The 18,129-nt window shown below is 36.0% G+C and carries 17 protein-coding genes and 1 pseudogene; 17 read left to right on the forward strand and 1 reads right to left on the reverse strand.

Features of this window, described 5'->3' with window-relative positions:
* Window positions 1-144: 144 nt before the first annotated feature.
* The 11 genes from QMN76_RS00095 to QMN76_RS00145 all read left to right on the forward strand — a co-directional run bounded on the left by QMN76_RS00095 (window position 145) and on the right by QMN76_RS00145 (window position 11,140).
* Window positions 145-1,521, forward strand: a complete 1,377-nt coding sequence (locus QMN76_RS00095) for a hypothetical protein (protein ID WP_282023283.1) — start codon at window positions 145-147, stop codon at window positions 1,519-1,521.
* A 114-nt stretch (window positions 1,522-1,635) separates the two neighbouring features.
* The gene (locus QMN76_RS00100) at window positions 1,636-3,690 is read left to right on the forward strand and encodes a hypothetical protein (protein ID WP_282065591.1); all 2,055 of its coding nucleotides are present in this window, start codon (window positions 1,636-1,638) and stop codon (window positions 3,688-3,690) included.
* A 205-nt stretch (window positions 3,691-3,895) separates the two neighbouring features.
* Window positions 3,896-5,266 carry a hypothetical protein gene (locus QMN76_RS00105; protein WP_282023281.1) on the forward strand — a complete coding sequence of 457 codons (1,371 nt, stop codon included), beginning with the start codon at window positions 3,896-3,898 and terminating at the stop codon, window positions 5,264-5,266.
* An 88-nt stretch (window positions 5,267-5,354) separates the two neighbouring features.
* Entirely contained in the window at window positions 5,355-6,281 is a 927-nt protein-coding gene (gene thyX / locus QMN76_RS00110; protein ID WP_034337777.1) for an FAD-dependent thymidylate synthase, read from the forward strand.
* Window positions 6,282-6,311: 30 nt separating this feature from the next.
* Window positions 6,312-6,452: a hypothetical protein gene (locus QMN76_RS00115; RefSeq protein WP_161631848.1), complete on the forward strand. Its 141-nt coding sequence runs from the start codon at window positions 6,312-6,314 to the stop codon at window positions 6,450-6,452.
* 276 nt (window positions 6,453-6,728) lie between these two features.
* On the forward strand, window positions 6,729-7,718 hold the full coding sequence (locus QMN76_RS00120) for a zinc-binding dehydrogenase (protein WP_282023279.1): 990 nt from the start codon (window positions 6,729-6,731) through the stop codon (window positions 7,716-7,718).
* A 229-nt stretch (window positions 7,719-7,947) separates the two neighbouring features.
* A complete protein-coding gene (locus QMN76_RS00125) occupies window positions 7,948-8,754 on the forward strand; it encodes an SDR family oxidoreductase (RefSeq protein ID WP_051461891.1) in 807 nt (268 codons plus the stop codon).
* Between the two features lie 12 nt (window positions 8,755-8,766).
* Window positions 8,767-9,168, forward strand: a complete 402-nt coding sequence (folB, locus tag QMN76_RS00130; RefSeq protein WP_282023278.1) for a dihydroneopterin aldolase — start codon at window positions 8,767-8,769, stop codon at window positions 9,166-9,168.
* Window positions 9,169-9,171: 3 nt separating this feature from the next.
* Window positions 9,172-9,789 carry an ABC transporter ATP-binding protein gene (locus tag QMN76_RS00135; RefSeq protein ID WP_282023277.1) on the forward strand — a complete coding sequence of 206 codons (618 nt, stop codon included), beginning with the start codon at window positions 9,172-9,174 and terminating at the stop codon, window positions 9,787-9,789.
* A 208-nt stretch (window positions 9,790-9,997) separates the two neighbouring features.
* On the forward strand, window positions 9,998-10,123 hold the full coding sequence (locus tag QMN76_RS00140; RefSeq protein ID WP_282023276.1) for a hypothetical protein: 126 nt from the start codon (window positions 9,998-10,000) through the stop codon (window positions 10,121-10,123).
* 216 nt (window positions 10,124-10,339) lie between these two features.
* Window positions 10,340-11,140, forward strand: coding sequence for an ABC transporter permease (locus QMN76_RS00145; RefSeq protein ID WP_282023275.1), 801 nt, complete (start codon window positions 10,340-10,342; stop codon window positions 11,138-11,140).
* Between the two features lie 419 nt (window positions 11,141-11,559).
* Here QMN76_RS00145 and QMN76_RS00150 read toward each other — a convergent pair whose 3' ends face one another.
* A complete protein-coding gene (locus QMN76_RS00150) occupies window positions 11,560-11,880 on the reverse strand; it encodes an FYDLN acid domain-containing protein (protein WP_034337765.1) in 321 nt (106 codons plus the stop codon).
* A 158-nt stretch (window positions 11,881-12,038) separates the two neighbouring features.
* On the opposite strand from QMN76_RS00150, the gene aroA reads away from it, so the two are divergent.
* From aroA to rpsA, 6 genes and pseudogenes are all read left to right on the forward strand, one after another.
* The gene (gene aroA / locus QMN76_RS00155) at window positions 12,039-13,382 is read left to right on the forward strand and encodes a 3-phosphoshikimate 1-carboxyvinyltransferase (protein WP_034337763.1); all 1,344 of its coding nucleotides are present in this window, start codon (window positions 12,039-12,041) and stop codon (window positions 13,380-13,382) included.
* Window positions 13,379-14,014, forward strand: a complete 636-nt coding sequence (gene cmk, locus QMN76_RS00160; protein WP_282023273.1) for a (d)CMP kinase — start codon at window positions 13,379-13,381, stop codon at window positions 14,012-14,014. Before aroA ends, cmk begins: the two co-directional genes overlap by 4 nt.
* A gap of 242 nt (window positions 14,015-14,256) precedes the next feature.
* Window positions 14,257-14,418, forward strand: a pseudogene (locus tag QMN76_RS00165) (aspartate/glutamate racemase family protein); the annotation flags it as partial.
* Window positions 14,419-14,594: 176 nt separating this feature from the next.
* Window positions 14,595-14,750, forward strand: a complete 156-nt coding sequence (locus QMN76_RS00170) for an aspartate/glutamate racemase family protein (protein WP_408869454.1) — start codon at window positions 14,595-14,597, stop codon at window positions 14,748-14,750.
* Between the two features lie 258 nt (window positions 14,751-15,008).
* Entirely contained in the window at window positions 15,009-16,067 is a 1,059-nt protein-coding gene (locus tag QMN76_RS00175; protein ID WP_282023272.1) for a beta/alpha barrel domain-containing protein, read from the forward strand.
* 259 nt (window positions 16,068-16,326) lie between these two features.
* The gene (gene rpsA / locus QMN76_RS00180) at window positions 16,327-18,051 is read left to right on the forward strand and encodes a 30S ribosomal protein S1 (RefSeq protein WP_282023271.1); all 1,725 of its coding nucleotides are present in this window, start codon (window positions 16,327-16,329) and stop codon (window positions 18,049-18,051) included.
* Window positions 18,052-18,129 lie beyond the last annotated feature (78 nt).

Here is an 18,129-nt window from a genome sequence, read left to right on the forward strand (position 1 = left end):
AAATTTAAAATAAAAATAATTTTGTTTATTCTAAGAGCCATAAACTACTAAAATGATTTTTTTTTAGAGAAGAATTGTGTATAGTAAGGTGACGTTTATAATTGTTCTTGAGTTTAGATTTTAATAGTTTTAAGGGTGATCTTTATGAGTAAAGCTGCTGTTGTTGGTGCCGTTGTTATTATTGGCGTTGGTGTTGTTGGTGGAGGTGGATATTATTATATGTCCAACAAAGCAAACCAAGAGCTACAGAATACGATTAGTTTAATTGAAAAATCAGCACCAGGGCTTTCTATCAAATATGAAAGTTCCAGTGTCAGTCCATTTTCTCAATCAGCAACTTTGCAAAAACTGATCATCAAAGATAAAGATGGACAAGAATATACAGCAGATACATTGACTTTAAGCGGTGTATCTGATGGTAAGGTTGATACGATTGCAGTTGACAAATTCCATACAGAAATGCAGGGCGGAAAGATTGATGCTGCCCATATTGATGTTAAGAATCTAGATGTGCCTACTGGCGCAATCATTGTTGAAGATGGAAAAATTAAAAAGATTTATCCTTCAAAAATTAGCTTTGACTTATTAAATATTCAAAATGCAAGTGCTTTTGGTCCTGATAAAACAGGTGGGACTTTTGCTCAATATGAGTTAAAAAACTATGGATTGAAACGTAATTCGGATCAAGTTTTAAAACAAGTTGATGTTAAAGCAACTACAGACGGTAAAGAATTTTTAAAATTAAATCAGGTCCAAGTGAACGGTCTTGATTTGGCAGGTATAATAGAGCTGGTCGAGCAGGGGCAAAAACCAAGAGCAATTTCTGGACAACCTAGCAAAGGAACCCTTGAAGGGTTAACAGCGCATGTTGATGATCAGGATTGGTCACTTGATAAATTTGAAACAGATAATTCTGTTGCTGCGAATGGTGATTTAAAAAGCTCTGCTGTATTCTCTGGTTTTAAAGTTTCTACTGCACATAATGCAAGATTATTCCTTTTAAAAGAAATGGGCTATGATCAAATTGACGTTTCTGGAAATATTTCTGGTAACTACATTAAAGCAAAACAAGAATGGTCTTTTACACCATTTGATATTTCTATTAAAGACGTCGGTAATTTAAATGCAAATATGCAATTTACGGCACCAGAAGATCTTTCTAATGTTGACCCTCAAGAGGTAATGAGCAGTTACAAGTTAATTTCTTTAAAAGTTACGTTGCAAAACAAAGGGTTGCTTGAAAAGATTTTTGCTAAAACAGCTAAAGAAAAAAATATCACTGCTGATCAAGCCAAAGAAAATATCGTGACAATGATCAAGCAAGATGCTCAAACAGCAACTATTCCTGTTCAAAAACAAGGGGATGAAGCTTTCATTGCGCTTATTAATGATCCTAAGCAGTCTTTGGTTATTCAAGTTAAACCAGCACAACCTGTTACAGCATTAGAATTGATGGGTAAATCTCAATCTGAGATATTGGACGCATTAAATTTAAGTATTAAAGCAGAGGCCACAAAATAATTTTTTGTTAGAAATAAAATAACGTTGATTATTGTAAAAGCTGTAGAGGCATATTGTGTTTCTACAGCTTTTTTTTAAAAGAATATAATATATAGATTAAATAAGGTGGTTTACATGAGTAAAGCTGTGGTTATTGGTGCGGTTGTAGTTGTTGGTGTTGGTGTAGTTGGAGGGGGTGGATATTATTATGCATCTCAGCAAGCAGAAAAAAAATTCCAAGAAAAGATTGAGTTGATTAAAAGTTCTTTTCCTGGGGTTGCGATTACCTATGCTGATCATCATATTAATGTTTTCTCTCAGGAAACAACAATAGATAAAGTTGTTTTAAAAGATAAAGATAATACTGTTTATACGGCAGATAAAGTCAGTGCAGTTTTGGGTTCTGAGTATGAAATTAAGAAGCTAAATATAGATAAGTTAGCAATAAAAAAAGAAAGAGATACAGAAGCCCCTTTCACCATTGGGTATATTGAGATTGCCAATGCCAAAGCAGATGCTGGGTGGATTGTGTTAGAAGATGGTAAAATAAAAAAAATTGTTCCATCGAAGATCAGTTTTGGATTGCTAAATATTCAAAATTTTAGATTTAAAGATAAATATAGTCCTGAGTTTAAAATTACTCAATATCAAATGAAGAATTATGGGTTAGATCAAAAGACAGATCTTTTGCTGAAAGACTTGACTTCTAAGGACGGAAGAAATGATTTTTCAATAGGGTCTTTTAACATTGATCAAGTGAATTTGGCGGAAATATCCAAAAGACAAGAAGAGTTTTTTGCGGACGAAAATAATTATAGATCAGTGAATGCTGTAACTAACGGTCTAATTCAGCAGTTGTCCACGATGCAGTTTAGTACGTTGAATGTTGAAAATTTGCAATATAAAGATGCATATAACACGACGTTCAAAATGGCTCAATACCAGATAAAAGAGTATGGGTTGGATAAAAAGACAGATATTTTGCTAAAAGATTTGTCTATTAAAGACAGAAAAGATGATTTTTCACTTGGGGCTTTTAACATTAATCAAATCAATTTAGCAGATATTGTAAAAAGTCAAGCAGAGTATTCAGTAGGTGAAAATAATCACAGATCATTGAATGATGAATTCAAAAGAGTCTTTCATACTTTATCGATGGTGCAGTTTAATTTGTTCAGCATCGATAATTTGCAATTTAAAGATTATAATTCTGCGTTTAAAATTGCTCAATATCAAATGAAAGATTACGGGGTGGGACGTAAGACCAGCCAGTCTTTAAAAGATTTTTCTGTAAATATTCCAATATATAACAAAATAGCAGTATCGTTAGCATCTTATGAAAATTCTGGAGTGGATTTGGCAACGATAATGAAGGTGTTTGGATCTCAGTCTTTTGACTTGAATAATCTTAATGATCTCAGCAAAAAAATGAGAGATGTACAACAAGAATATATTCAAAAATTGGGTGGAATTCAAGGAGTGACTAAAGCTGCAGGTTTTAAATTCTCTGTGGGTGAGGATTTTGCTTCGCTTGGTACACTGACAGTAAATTCAAATTTGGATAAACAAGGAAAATCAGATCAAACTTATGCTTTTGATAATCTAGAATTTTCTGTGCTAGATTCAAATTATGGTGAGTACTGGGATATTTTTAGGCAGATGGGATATAAAACAATATCTGCTTCTGGAAGTGTAAATGTGCAATATCAAAATGATACAAATGGCTTATCTGTATCGTTAAATAATTTAGTATTTAAAGATATTGGAAAGATTAATGCGACTTTACAGGGGAATATTCCACTAGATATTGTTTATCGTTCTCCAGAATCTATTTTATCGAACCCTAATGCTAAATTTAAAGAATTTAGTGTGGTTATACAAAATACAGGTATATTTGAAAGACTGTTAAAGTTAGGTAGTCAAAAACAAGGAAAAACAGAAGCAGAAGTTAAAGAATCTATGGTTTCATCTGTGAAAGATGTTATGCAAGGTCAAAAAGAAATTCCTGCATCTTTTGCTGAGGATACAGTAAAAACACTTGAATCTTTTATGCAAAACCCACAAAAAACAGAGATCCAATTTTCATCATTGCCAGCAGCTCCTATTTCTGCAGCTAATATAAATGATAAAAGTCCTACAGAGTTATTTGGTATGTTCAATCTTAAAATCCAAGCTGTTCCTGTAAAGTAGATTGTAAATATAATTTTTTATCAAGCCATGAAATTATTGTCATGGCTTTTTTCGGGATTTATGTGAATAGTAATAATTAAATAAAATTTTGTTTCTTTGTTTTTTTATTCTATGCTTAACAAATAACAGATTTAAAAAACTAACTCGTTATACTCAGGTTGCGAATATTATTTATAGCATGAAAAAGAAGTTCTTATTGATACTGGTGATTCTCTCTCTATTTGTGTGGATAGGGATCAAAGGATACCAAGTTGCTCATTCTCATGCACAAAATGCACTGCACCATGTGCAATCCAGATTACAACAAATAGTAGGCTCTAATGGGCATTATTCTTATTCCAATGCTCATATCAGTTGGTTAACACAGTCTGTTGTTATCACAGATGTTCGTTTGTCACTATCTAACGATGTAATGATTACTATTCGAAAAATCCGTGCAGCTCCAAAAGACACTGGTAGTGTCAGTAGCCTAGATATGGATAATATTGAGGTCAAATCCCCTGACTTATCGGCAAATATTGCTTCGGTTTCATTCAGTAATCTCACAATTCCTGCGTTTACTAAGGAAAATAAAGGGTTGGTATTATCCTGGTCTGATATTTGGAATATTTCTTTTGAACAAGGGAATATGAAAGGGGCTTATTTTTATACAAAATGGGGTAAGTTCAAGTTAGGGAGTTGGAATATAGCGAGACAAGGATCAGCAAAAAAACGTCCTTATTTATTTTATAATGTCGATATTGCTCCGGCTATCAAAACAGGGCAAACGGCATCTTTGGATGCGCTTCATTTTGATCAACTGATTTGGGAAATGTCTAATGATCGCAAGTTTAATGAAAAAGAATTTTTTTCTTCATTTTTAACAAGCACAGATTTTTTCTTTAAAGCCTATAATATGATTGGGTTTCGTGATCATAAAAAACGTGTATCAATTGGACAGTTAAATATTCATCTTTCTCGTCAAGAAACAACTTGGGATGGTGAAATTTTAGCTGATAAATTAGATTATGATTTAACCTCTTCTTTTAGCCTTTTTGCCGAGTATTTAAAAAGATTAGGTTATGAGCATATTAATGGGGCTTTTCATTCTAATTTTACTTATTATACCAAGGATTCATTGTTTTCTTTGCATAAATTTAATTATTTTGGCTATGATTTTCTGGGGCTTTACTTGCAAAGCCGTTTTTATATCGATCCAAAAACTTTTGATTTTTACAAAGTCAATTGGTCCAATAGCATCTTATTAAAATCAATGGTGTTATCAATTTATGATGCAGGTTTAAAAAAACGTTTATTTTCGATTATAGCAAAAACTTCTGGTAAAACAGAAAAAAAGATTTATGATGAAACGTTGGCTAAGTTCTCGGCATTTGCCAAAGGGAAAGATTTCGAGCTTGATCGTCAACTTTATTCGGCTTTAACAGATATTTTATTAAATCCTAGACATATGATGCGATTAGCAATTACGTTTGAAACTCCAGAACGTATTAACACTTTGTTGAATATGAATTTTCTAGACTTTTTCAAGTTAATAAATCAAGATAATATGACGATAACAGCGATACCTAAAAATTAGTTATTTCAGTGGGTATTCATGGCGATAGTTGTGGTTTATAAAGAAAGCACTTTTTTGCATTTTTTATTTTAAATATAGCGGGATGAACATGCCTCTTACAGCAGAACAACAAGCAGAAATTAATTCTCAATCTAATATACAAATACCAACTAAACGCCCTGTTTCCCCAGGGTTGGAGGCGATGCTGTTCAAAGCATTACCTGTTCTAGATCATGGTTTTATTCGCGTTGTTGATTATATGGGGGATGATTCGTCTATTGTTCAAGCTGCACGAGTGTCTTATGGTGCTGGAACCAAGAAAGTATCAGAAGATCGTGGATTAATTCGTTATTTAATGCGCCATCATCACACAACGCCGTTTGAAATGTGCGAGATTAAATATCACGTACGCCTACCAATTTTTGTTGCCCGTCAATGGATACGTCATCGCACTGCTAGTGTGAATGAATATTCTGCACGTTATTCCATTATGGATCGTGAGTTTTATATTCCTGAACCAGAAGCCTTAGCAGCTCAAAGTGTAGTGAATAATCAAGGCAGAGGAGATGTCTTATCATCCGAACAAGCTGCCGCAGTTATTCAATTATTAAAACAAGATGCTCAACAATGTTATGATCATTATGAAACTATGTTGAATCCAGCTGAAGAAGGTGGTTACGGGTTGGCTCGTGAATTGGCTAGGATGAATTTAACATTAAATAGTTATAGTCAATGGTATTGGAAGATTAATCTTCATAATTTGTTTCATTTTCTGCAATTGCGTATTGACCCGCATGCTCAATATGAAATCAGAGTTTATGCTGAGGCCATGTTAAAAACCCTACAAGCTTGGGTACCGATTGCTTGTGAGGCTTTTGAGGATTACCGTCGCGGTGCGGTTACTTTTTCAGCTTCTATGATGAAGGTTTTAGGTAAAATGCTTGGTGGTGAAGTTGTTGAGCAGGCTGATAGTGGTTTAACAAAACGTGAATGGACGGAAATGATGCAAATGCTTGCGCCGTATCATCAAAAATAATTATTATTATGACGAATAGGGAAGAACAAAGTGCAAAAAATTATTTATTGTGGTGCCATTGCTTTATTGTTTATTATTGTAATAGCTGCTATGTGGTTCCTCCCTATCGGTCGTGATTTACAGGTGGATAAAGATTATTTACATCAATCAGTTATTCCAAATTCTAATTAGTCAAATTCTGTAAAGTATTAATTTAATTAAATCGCTAATTGGATTATAGTTTTTAATATGATCTAAAGTTGCTGATGATTTACATAAGTTATATAAATGCTGTAATTAAGAAATTATTATGTTGTTATTTACAAGATTTTATAAGAGATGAGATTTTTTTAGGTCAGTAATTCAAAATTGCCAAGTTGATATGTACTAAGAGCTTATGACTGAAATAAAGTCATCTTTTGAATAATTAAATTAAGAATTCAAAGAAAATCTTGTAGAGGGAAAAAGATGTTCATTGAGACTAAGGCTTGGCATTGGTATGGTTCAGACAATCCAATGGAATTAGATTTAAAAACATACCAAATGGGTCCTTTAGCAGATCATCAAGTATTAATTGAAAATAGAGCAATAGGATTAAATCCTGTTGATTGGAAATTAATGTTAGGGTTTTCCAAAGATTGGAAACAAGGTCAAATTCCAGGTGTAGATGGTATGGGAGTTGTCGTAGCTGTTGGTAAAGATATGCGTCATATTCGTATTGGCTCACGATATACTTACCATACTGATCTTCGCTTTTCAGGCAGTTTCAGCCACCACATAGTGGTTGATGGGCGTGCTCTGATTGCTGTACCTGATCGACTAAACAATGTCTCTGCAGCTGCTTTTCCTTGTCCAGGTTTAACAGCATGGCAAGCTTTCCAAAAAACTTCAAATCTTGGAGGAAAATCAGTTTTGGTTAATGGTGCAGGGGGCGGTGTTGGTAGTCTTTTGACACAATTATTAATTGATGCTGGGGCTAAAGTTTACGTAACTGCCAGTTCACATCGCCATCAAATGTTGCGCAGTTATGGAGCAATTGCAACGTTTGACTATCATGATCAAGATTGGCATCAACAATTGCAAAAAGCTTTGGCAGGGCAGCCACTTTATGCAGCATATGATACAGTAAATGGTCAAAGTGCAGCAGAAATTGCCCCTTTATTAGGGTTTTATGGGCATTTGATTTGTATTCAAGATAGAATAGAAAAAGCCCCATTGCCTGCATTTACAACCAGTATTTCTTTACATGAAATTGCTTTGGCTTCAACACATGTCTTTGGCAGTGATCAGCAATGGGCATGCTTGGTGCAAGATGGACAATTGTTACTTAATCACATTGCTGATTATAAATTACACTTGCCACAGATACATACCGTGCAATTTGAAGATATTCCAGAAGTTTTGTCATCATTAAAACAAAATAATAATGGAATAAAATATGTGGCTTGTATTAATTAAAAAATTAAAATAACCAAAGCTTTTAACAATATCAGTGAGGTGAAAAACGGTTAAATAATATATTTATTTCATAAGATAGAAGTATAATAGTAGAGTGTTTATTCGATGCTGATAATAACGGTATATTCTGACTTTTATATTATATGAAATATATATTAAAAAAGTTAAAATTTAACAAAAGATATGCAAACTATGGTCAAAGCCAATAATAGTTGAAAATGAGGTTTAAATGGATGGTAGTTTATTACTAAATGATTTTTTCTTGGTTCCACAAACAATCCCCAAAGTGGCATTGATTACAGGGGCTACTATTAGGTTAGGAAGAGAGATAGCCTTGACGTTGGCAAGGGTTGGCTTTGATGTTGCTATTCATGCACGCTGTCATACTGTTCAGGCTGATCAAGTCTTACAAGAAATCCAAGATCTAGGTCGTTCTGCTATTTTATTAACAGCAGAGCTTTCTAATCCTGATGAAGTAGGCTTTTTGATAGAACAAGCTACTCAAAAGTTGGGGCCAATAGGTGTATTGGTTAATAATGCCAGTGTTTTTGATCGGGATGAATGGGATACTGTAACGTTAGAAACGTGGCAACATCATCAAAACCCTAATTTGTGGGCACCATTTCAATTGATTCAAGATTTTGCAAAGGCTCTTCCTACTGGTGCAGAAGGATGTGTGATCAATATGCTGGATCAACGTGTTTGGTCACTAACCCCTCATTTTGTCAGTTACACTATTTCCAAAGCAGCTCTATGGACGTTGACGCAAACAATGGCTTTAGCGCTGGCATCAAAATCTATTCGGGTGAATGCAATCGGCCCAGGCCCAGCCATGGCGCACAAGCGGCAAAGTGATGAACAATTTAATCGTCAGTGCCAGTCGACACCTTTGGGGCAAGGTACCTCTTCACAAGAAGTGGCAAGAGCAGTATTAGGGTTGCTTTGCTTACCATCAGTGACGGGTCAAATGCTTGCATTGGATGGTGGGCAGCATTTACAATGGTCTCCTGCGCTAGGGGTTTATAATGATGAGTAATAGAATTTAAAAATGAGTTTTTTCCCTTCATGGTCAAATAGACCAGCACTTAGACGTATTTTTATAAAAAATTTAGTTCTACAAGCTCGAATTGGGGTTTATCCTTTTGAGCAGGAAACTACGCAACGCTTACAGGTTAATATTTCTATTGGAGTGATAGAGGAAAAAGGCGTAGGTATTGATGATATTGCCCGCACTGTTTCTTATGAAGATATTACCAATCAGGTTAAAACGATTATAAAAAATACACATTTTCATTTAGTTGAAACATTGGCAGAAACAATTGTTGAAACAATTTTAGAAGATAAACGTGTCTATGTAGCGCGTGTGATGCTAGAAAAACTGGATATTATTTCTGAAGCGCAAGCTGTAGGCGTTGAAATAGAGCGTTGGAATGAGGATACTCAGATTTAAAGAATGATTGAAGCCAGCAAAGATTCTGTTTTATCAATAAAAAAAATATCTGCTCTTGATCAGGGACCATATTCCCTTGAGGTTGCTAGTGGTGATTGTATTGTGATTACAGGGGAATCTGGTGTGGGTAAATCAGTTTTCTTGCGAATGATTGCCGATTTAATCCCTAATCAAGGTCAAGTGTTTTTAGATGATAAAGAACGTAATTTTTTTCCGGCACCAGAATGGCGTAAACGCGTAACTTATATTGCAGCTGAATCTGGATGGTGGGCGCAAACGGTTAAAGAACATTTTGCTAACCTTGATTTAGTGCGCTATTGGTTACCTAAATTTAACTTAAAAGAAACATTGCTGGATGCAGATATTCTACAACTTTCAACGGGTGAAAAGCAACGAATGGCATTATTAAGAGCGATCTCTGCAAAGGTTCGCTTTTTATTACTTGATGAAATAACGTCTGCATTAGACCCCAAAACAGTTTTGGTTGTAGAGAAATGTGTGCAAGAGTTACAACAGCAAAACATCGGTACTTTGTTGGTCTCTCATAATATGGAACAAGTGCAACGACTGGCAACAAAACATTATCAGTTAAGAACGGATCAGTTAGTAATTTGTGAATAGTCATAAAATACTAACTGATAATTCAAATGATTTTTAGGGTGTTTAGTGATGGGAACTTTAAAAAGAAATTGGATTTAAAAATTTATTATTCTTTTATGGTGGGCATTAGAATAATGCTATCAACGTAGATCAGTTGATAGCTGCACATTAAAAAGCCGCAGATGAAAGGGATAGTGAAGCACAGTATACTCTTGGTTTGCTTTATGAAATGTTTAAAGAGTATGATCTGGCAGTTAAATATTATACTACGGCTGCTGAGCAGATCAATGATAGGGCAGGATTAAGTCTTGGGTGTATGTATGTTAATGGTCGGGGTGTTGACCAAAATTATTAAAAGCCAAAGAATATTATAAATAAGCCTGTTTAAATAAGTCGCAAGTGGGTTGTTATGCTTATAAGAGGCCTAATAAGGAATAGAGTAAATATAATTTAAAAGGTTGTATATTATATCGTGGTTTTTCCTTTTTTTAATGTCAAATACCCCTTAGCATCTCATAAGAATTCATTTATAACAGCCAACAGTAATTACTTTATAAGTGTAATATTTTAAATGAATGGCTATATCCATCTCAGCTTTATCGATCTTTCTTTGGCGACATCGTTATTATTGTTCATTACAATCTTATCGATGGTGTTATCGATTGGTATAGGGCGAACTGTTATAATTGCTGCCACTCGGTTGGTACTGCAATTATTATTGGTAGGTTTTATATTATTAAAAGTCTTTGCATTACAATCTTTTTGGTACAGCCTGTTGGTTGTTATTGTGATGATGTTGGCTGCCAGTCGAGAGATCGTTGCTCGTCTTAAATCAGGAATAAAATGGCGATGGACTTTGGGTATAAGTGGCACGGTAACGGGTATTGTGACATTGATTGTAAGCTTTGTTGCTTTAAATACAGCATTGCGCCCACATCCTTGGTATGATGCGAAATATTTTATTCCTTTAACTGGGATGATCTTGGGGAATGTGATGAGTGCAGCCTCCTTGTCTTTAAAAGGGTTGCTGGATATCATCCAAAGAGAGCAGCGAACCATTGAGGCACGTTTGGCGTTGGGGCATACACGTGGGGAAACTTTTAATCCATTGATACGTCAGGCGGTGGTGATTGGAATTATGCCCTTAATTAATCAAATGTCTGCCGCAGGAATTGTAACGTTACCAGGAACGATGTCTGGGCAAATTTTGGCGGGAATAAATCCTTTTGATGCAGCAAAATACCAGATTTTATTAATGCTGCTTATTTCGAGTGCGGGGATTTTAGCTGCAATTGGGGTATCTTTTCTGGCGGTTTTACGCATTACAGACCACAGAGACAGGTTGAGAATAGATCATTTATTTAAAAAATAATTATTTAATAAAGCTGTTTATAATCAAGAACAGCTTCAATACTTGTTAAAGATACATTTGCACTTATGTAGCGAAAAAACTGAAGAGGAATATCCTGGTGCCAAGGAACAAGATGGTGGTGATAACCATGCAAAAAATGGTTGTAGTAAAGGATTTATACTTATTAATATAGTTAAGTTTTTTTGCTAAGAGGGGGAAGGTGAACTCGAAGAATATTTGAAAATATGGCTTATTCCTGGCGCTAAAAAATACGTAAAACAAATATTGACCAAGTTTATGTCTTTAAGATTGGTATGATAAATATCACAATCTTAGTGATCGCGTATATCTATCGTGAAGTTTCGATTATACTAGGACAATAAAAAAGACTTTGAAAAAAGTTCAAAGCCTTTATTTAAAAAGTTGATATAAATCTGTTTTTAAGAATCGTCGTCTCTGCCATCATCTTTGATGACTTCGATTTCAGAGCCGATTGTATCGTCATCATCTTCAAGATCTGAAGTGTCTTCGATCACAGTATCAACATCTGTATCATCTGTATCTAAATCATCTGTATCTATAGAAGTATCTAAACCTTTATTATGAATAGTATCATCTTCTTCTGGAGGACGGCCACGGGGCAGTTCGACAGGTTGTTCAGTGCTGCATTTAGGGCATACAGGTGGCATTTTGTTAAGATCATAAAAACGAGTACCACATGAACAACATACTCGTTTAATACCCAACTCTATTTTAACCATTGATTTATTCTACCTCTAACCAATAAAGTATACACAGGCGACATGCCAGTTTATAGCCCATATGTCAAACTTTAAAATGACAATTTCAATATTTCTGATAAAAGTTTTATGACGCGTAGTGAATTATTTAGCAATAATTTATTTTAGAAAGTAAAGATATGACCAATTCTTCTGCAACAAAACCACTTACTGTTTCTTTTTTACAATCGCCATTACAAGGGAAAATTAAAGTCCCTGGGGATAAGTCCATCAGCCACCGTGCATTAATGTTTGCAGCCCTTGCTACGGGGGAAAGTCATATCACAGGGTTGTTGGAAGGCGAAGATGTAATGCAAACAGCACAAGCAATGCAGGCATTAGGTGCAAAGCCACAACGTATTGCCGAGGGTGAGTGGCATGTTATCGGTAAAGGCATTGGTCAATTAACTGAACCAGAAGATGTGCTGAATATGGGAAATTCTGGGACCTCTGCACGCTTGCTAAGCGGTATCTTAGCCAGCCATGGTTTTTTAAGCATTATGACTGGTGATGGCAGCTTGCGTAAAAGACCTATGAAGCGTGTTACTGTGCCTTTGTCAGAAACAGGTGCAAGGTTTGAGACACGAGAAGGCGGTAAATTGCCTATGGCAATCATAGGAACAGCGAAAGCCAAGCCATTAGAATATTGCCTGCCTGTTGCATCTGCTCAAGTGAAATCAGCTATTTTGCTAGCAGGGTTAAATGCACATGGGATTACTTGTGTTGAAGAACCTGTTGCAACGCGTGATCATACTGAAAATATGTTAAGTCATTTTGGGGTCGAGGTTCATGTTGAGAACTTGCCCAAAGGAGGCAAAAAAATCAGTGTTAAAGGTCCAGTAACATTGACGGGAAAAGATATCAAAGTTCCAGGGGACCCTTCATCGGCTACGTTTATGTTGGTTGCGGCTGCAATGATCAAGGGATCAGATGTTTGCATTGAAAATGTTGGATTAAATCCATTACGCACTGGTGCCTTTGAAGTTTTGAAATGGATGGGTATAGATTTGCAAATCTTGAATGAACGTATTGAAGGTGGGGAACCAGTTGGAGATTTAGTCATCAAAGCAGGCGAGTTAAAAGCAGTGGATGTTCCTCCTGAACATGCACCTTCTATGATTGATGAATATCCGATTCTCTCTGTTGCAGCTGCATTTGCTCATGGCAAGACAATTTTCAGAGGACTAGAAGAGTTAAGAGTTAAAGAAAGCGATCGTTTTACTAGTATCGTGGAAATGTTGCGTGGTAACGGTGTACAGGTTGATATAGACGGGGATGATTTAATTATCCATGGCACTGCGGGCAATATACCTGGTGGTGGATTGGTTGCTACACATATGGATCATCGTTTGGCGATGAGTGCATCTATTCTAGGTCTGGTTGCGCAAAAGCCGGTGAAGGTTGATGATATTACTTTTATTCGTACCAGTTTCCCAAATTACTTTCCATTAATGAATGCTTTGGGGGCAAAGTTTGACATATGAGTAAGAAACTAATTATTGCAATTGATGGCTTGTCAGGGGTTGGCAAAGGCACTTTGGCCAAAGCGCTGGCAAAGCAATTATCCCTTCCATATTTGGATACGGGTTTATTATACCGTGCAGTAGGCCGAAAAATGCTGGATGCGGGTGTTGCGGTAGAAAGTGAAGCTGTTATTCATATCGCAGAGCAGTTATCCCAAAAAGATTGGAGTAGGGATGATTTACGCACACCCGAAGTTGATAAAGCGGCCAGTCAGGTTGCAGCACAGCCCAAGGTAAGGGCTGCTTTGTTAGATATGCAGCGTCACTTTGCTACGCAACAAGGGGTAGTCATGGATGGTCGTGATATCGGTACAGTGATTTTTCCCAGTGCAGATATTAAGCTCTTTGTGATTGCTTCGGCCAAGGTGCGTGCAGAGCGTCGTTGGTTACAATATACCAAAGATCCCAATGATCCTTTGAAGACAAAGCAAATTGAAAAAATTGCTGCAGAGCTTTCCGAGCGAGATGAAGCGGATGCTTCTCGTGCGATTGCGCCCCTTCGTCCAGCAGAAGATGCTAAAATCATTGATACAGATCATCTGAGTGCTGATGCGGTGCTTGCTCAAGCACTGGAAATAATACATCGTTACTAAAGAGAGTTTTTGTTGTCTTATTTTTATAATTATCATTAAATTGGATTACGATACATTATAAAAATGAGTCGACAATGAAAGTAATTGGTTTATTGGGTGGTATGAGCTGAGAGTCAACCGTAACTTATTATCAACTCATCAACCACAAAGTCAAAGAAAAGCTTGGTGGATTACACTGTGCTAAAATTTGTCTTTATAGCGTTGATTTTGGTGAGCTTTAACAACTACAACATCAAGGAAAATGGGACGAAGTGGGGGAATTACTTGCCAAAGCTGCTCGTAAAGTTGAGGCGGGTGGAGCAGAATTTTTGGTTATTCGCACCAATACAATGCATAAATTTGTAGATCAAATCCAAAGTGTGATTGCTATTCCAGTCAGTCATATTATAGATGTCACGGCTTAAAAAATATAGAATGATGCGTTAAAACTGTTGGGCTGTTAGGCACAAAATTTACAATGGAAAAAGATTTTTACAAGCCTCGTTTATTGGATAAGTTTGATATTTAAACAATTATTCCTTCCTCTTCTCCACGTGAAATCATTCACGATATTATTTATAACGAGCTTTGTTTAGGAATAATAAATTCTGCTTCTAAGAGGATATTTTTGGATATTGTTCAGGATCTACATAAACAAGGTGCAGAGGGGATTATTCTTGGTTGCACTGAAATCCCACTATTGATCCAGCAACAAGATTCAGCTTTAGGTGATAAAAAGTATCTGGTTGATATGTAATAATCAATATTTTTAAAGCAAAGTGATGACTATATAATTAATGATTACTTTTTTAATTTTCAGGAATGGCTCACTTAATGAAAAATAAGTTGTAATTATGAAAGCTGAATATTCGTTGGTTCGCATCGAAGTTGATCTTATCAATGTTTTTTTAATTATTTATACTGTGAAATATAATTTTAAATCAGCTTTTCAATGTAACTTGTTAAGTATATAGTTTTTGAAAATTAAACCGTTATTTAAATAACAGGTGCGCTGATGAAAAATACAAATACTCCCTTTTATAATCCATCGTTAAGTTATGAAAATAATTACCAACAAGGTCCTTTTGGCGATTTTTCAAAGCCTCCTAAGGTAAATATCCAAGTTGCCAAACCAACACGTTTTTTGGATTTGGATGTTAATTTACCATTTGGTATACCCGCTGGCCCTTTGTTGAATGCTAATTATATCAAAGCTGCTTTTGCATATGGGTTTGATTTATGTGTTTATAAAACCGTGCGCACCAAAGCGCATAAAAGCCATGCTTTACCTAATATATTATCCATTCATCCTCAGGGGATGCTATCAGCCAACCTTGATACTGTATTAGCTGATTATCATTATCAATCCCCAATTTCAATTACTAATTCTTTTGGTGTGCCTTCTTATAGTCCTGAAATTTGGCAAGAGGATTTGGCCAATGCCGTAAATGCGGCTCAAAAGGGGCAATATGTCATTGGTAGCTTTCAAGGGACACCAGGAAATTCTGTTAATATCGAAGAGGATTATGCATTGGCTGCACGGTTGGTTGCTGAGACCAAAGCGCCTATTTTAGAGGCTAATTTGAGTTGTCCTAATGAAGGTGTAAATAAATTACTGTGTTTTGATTTTGACAGGGTTGAACGTATTGCAAAAGAAATTAAAAACAGTGTTCCAGATAGACCTTTATTTTTAAAGCTTGCTTATTTTGCTAATGATACAGAGGTTTTACCGCTTCTTAAAAAATTAGATGGTATTGTTGATGGTTTCAGCACAATTAACACCTTATCAGCAAAGCCCGTTGATCAAGAGGGAAAACCAGCCTTGGGGGCTGACCGACCAACAGGGGGTGTTTGTGGGGATGCTATTCGTTGGGCTGGGCTTGATATGGTAAAGCGTTTAGTTAGATTACGGAATGAGTTAACCAATCATTTTGCCATTATTGGTGTTGGGGGTGTTTGTTCCGTAGAGCATTATCAAGAATATATTGATGCTGGAGCTGATGCTGTAATGAGTGCTACGGGGGCTATGTGGAACCCAAATTTAGCGTTTGATATAAAGACACAATATAGCTGAGTAATTTCAAGTTATTATCTTTAAATATTTTTAAAAATTTTACTAAGAAATGATTGAATTACTTATGTTGTTTCTATATAATCCCCGATAATATTTTTTCAGAAATATTACAAGTATTACTCTCATCTGTTTTTTGAAAATTTTCAAAGAAAAGTCGTATGTTTATTTTATCGTAATTAAAGTAAAAACGCGCAAATTAAAGTTGTATAATATTAGGGCAAGTCAAGCGTTAATGTTATAGCTAGGATTATAAAAGCACATGGCTGAAGCCACACAAAACCATCAAGATCACTTTGCTGGTGAAGATTTTGCAACCCTACTTGAAGAAAGCTTGGGTCAGGATATTGGGTTCGAAGGTTCCGTTGTAACAGGAAGAATCGTCCGTTTGACGGACGATTATGCGATTGTTGACGTTGGTTTAAAAAGTGAAGGACGCGTTCCTTTAAAAGAATTCGCACCTGTTGGTGCTAAACCAGAAATTAAACCTGGTGACATGGTGGAGTTATATATTGAACGTTACGAAGATCGTGACGGTTTAATTCTACTTTCACGCGAAAAAGCACGCCGTGAAGAAGCTTGGACTGCTCTTGAAAAAGCATTCGAAAACAACCAACGTATTAACGGAACAATTTTTGGTCGTGTTAAAGGCGGATTTACAGTTGATCTTGGCGGTGCAATGGCATTCTTACCTGGATCACAAGTAGATATCCGTCCAGTACGTGACATTAACCCAATGATTGGTGTTGCTCAGCCTTTTCAAATTTTGAAAATGGATCGTGCTCGTGGAAATATCGTTGTTTCTCGCCGTGCAGTTCTTGAAGAAACACGTGCAGAACAACGTAGCGAATTAATTCAAGGTCTTAAAGAAGGCATGATTCTTGACGGTGTTGTTAAAAACATCACTGATTATGGTGCATTCGTTGATCTTGGTGGTGTTGATGGTCTGTTGCATGTTACCGATATTGCTTGGAAACGTGTTAACCATCCTTCAGAAGCATTGCAAATTGGTCAACCAGTTCGCGTTCAAGTTATTCGCTTTAATCCAGAAACACATCGTATTTCTTTGGGTATGAAACAACTTGAAGCTGATCCTTGGGAAAATGTTGCAAGCAAATATCCTTCTGGTGCTCGTTACACAGGTCGCGTAACTAACATCACTGATTATGGTGCATTCGTTGAGTTGGAATCTGGTGTAGAAGGTCTTGTTCATATTTCTGAAATGTCATGGACAAAGAAAAACGTACATCCAGGTAAAATCGTTTCTACTTCTCAAGAAGTTGATGTGGTTGTATTAGACGTTGATAGTTCAAAACGCCGTATTTCATTGGGCTTAAAACAAGTTCAACCTAACCCTTGGGAACAATTTGCAGAAACACACAAAGTTGGTTCTGAAATTGAAGGTGAAATCCGTAATATTACAGAATTCGGCTTATTCGTTGGTTTGTCTGCTGATATTGATGGCATGGTTCATATGTCAGATTTGTCATGGGATGAAGCAGGTGAAGCTGCAATGGCCAATTATAAAAAAGGCGACGTGGTAAAAGCTAAGGTTCTTGATGTTGATGTAGAAAAAGAACGTATTTCTTTGGGTATTAAACAACTTCAAGAAGATCCTGCTGCTGATGCATTAGCTCAAGTTAACAAAGGTAGTGTTGTTACTTGTACCGTTACAGGTATTCAAGCAAATGGTGTTGACGTTAGCGTGAATGATGTTCTTGTTGGCTTTATCCGCCGTACAGAACTCTCTCGTGACAAAGCAGAGCAACGTCCAGAACGTTTTGCTGTTGGTGAACGTATTGATGCTAAAATCGTTACAGTTGACAAAGCTGCTCGTCGTTTAACTTTGACTATTAAAGGTCGTGAAGTTGAAGAAGACAAACAAGCTATTTCTGATTATGGTTCTGCTGATAGTGGAGCTTCATTGGGTGATATTCTTGGTGCTGCTATTCGTCGTCGTAATGAAAACGATACCGATGAAGAATAATTTCTATTTTAAGTAGTAACTTAATAAAAAAGTAACTTAGAATGAATATAAGGCTAAGTGTTATATATAATGCTTAGC

The organism is Commensalibacter papalotli (ex Botero et al. 2024), from assembly GCF_947179115.1.
Classification (GTDB): domain Bacteria; phylum Pseudomonadota; class Alphaproteobacteria; order Acetobacterales; family Acetobacteraceae; genus Commensalibacter; species Commensalibacter papalotli.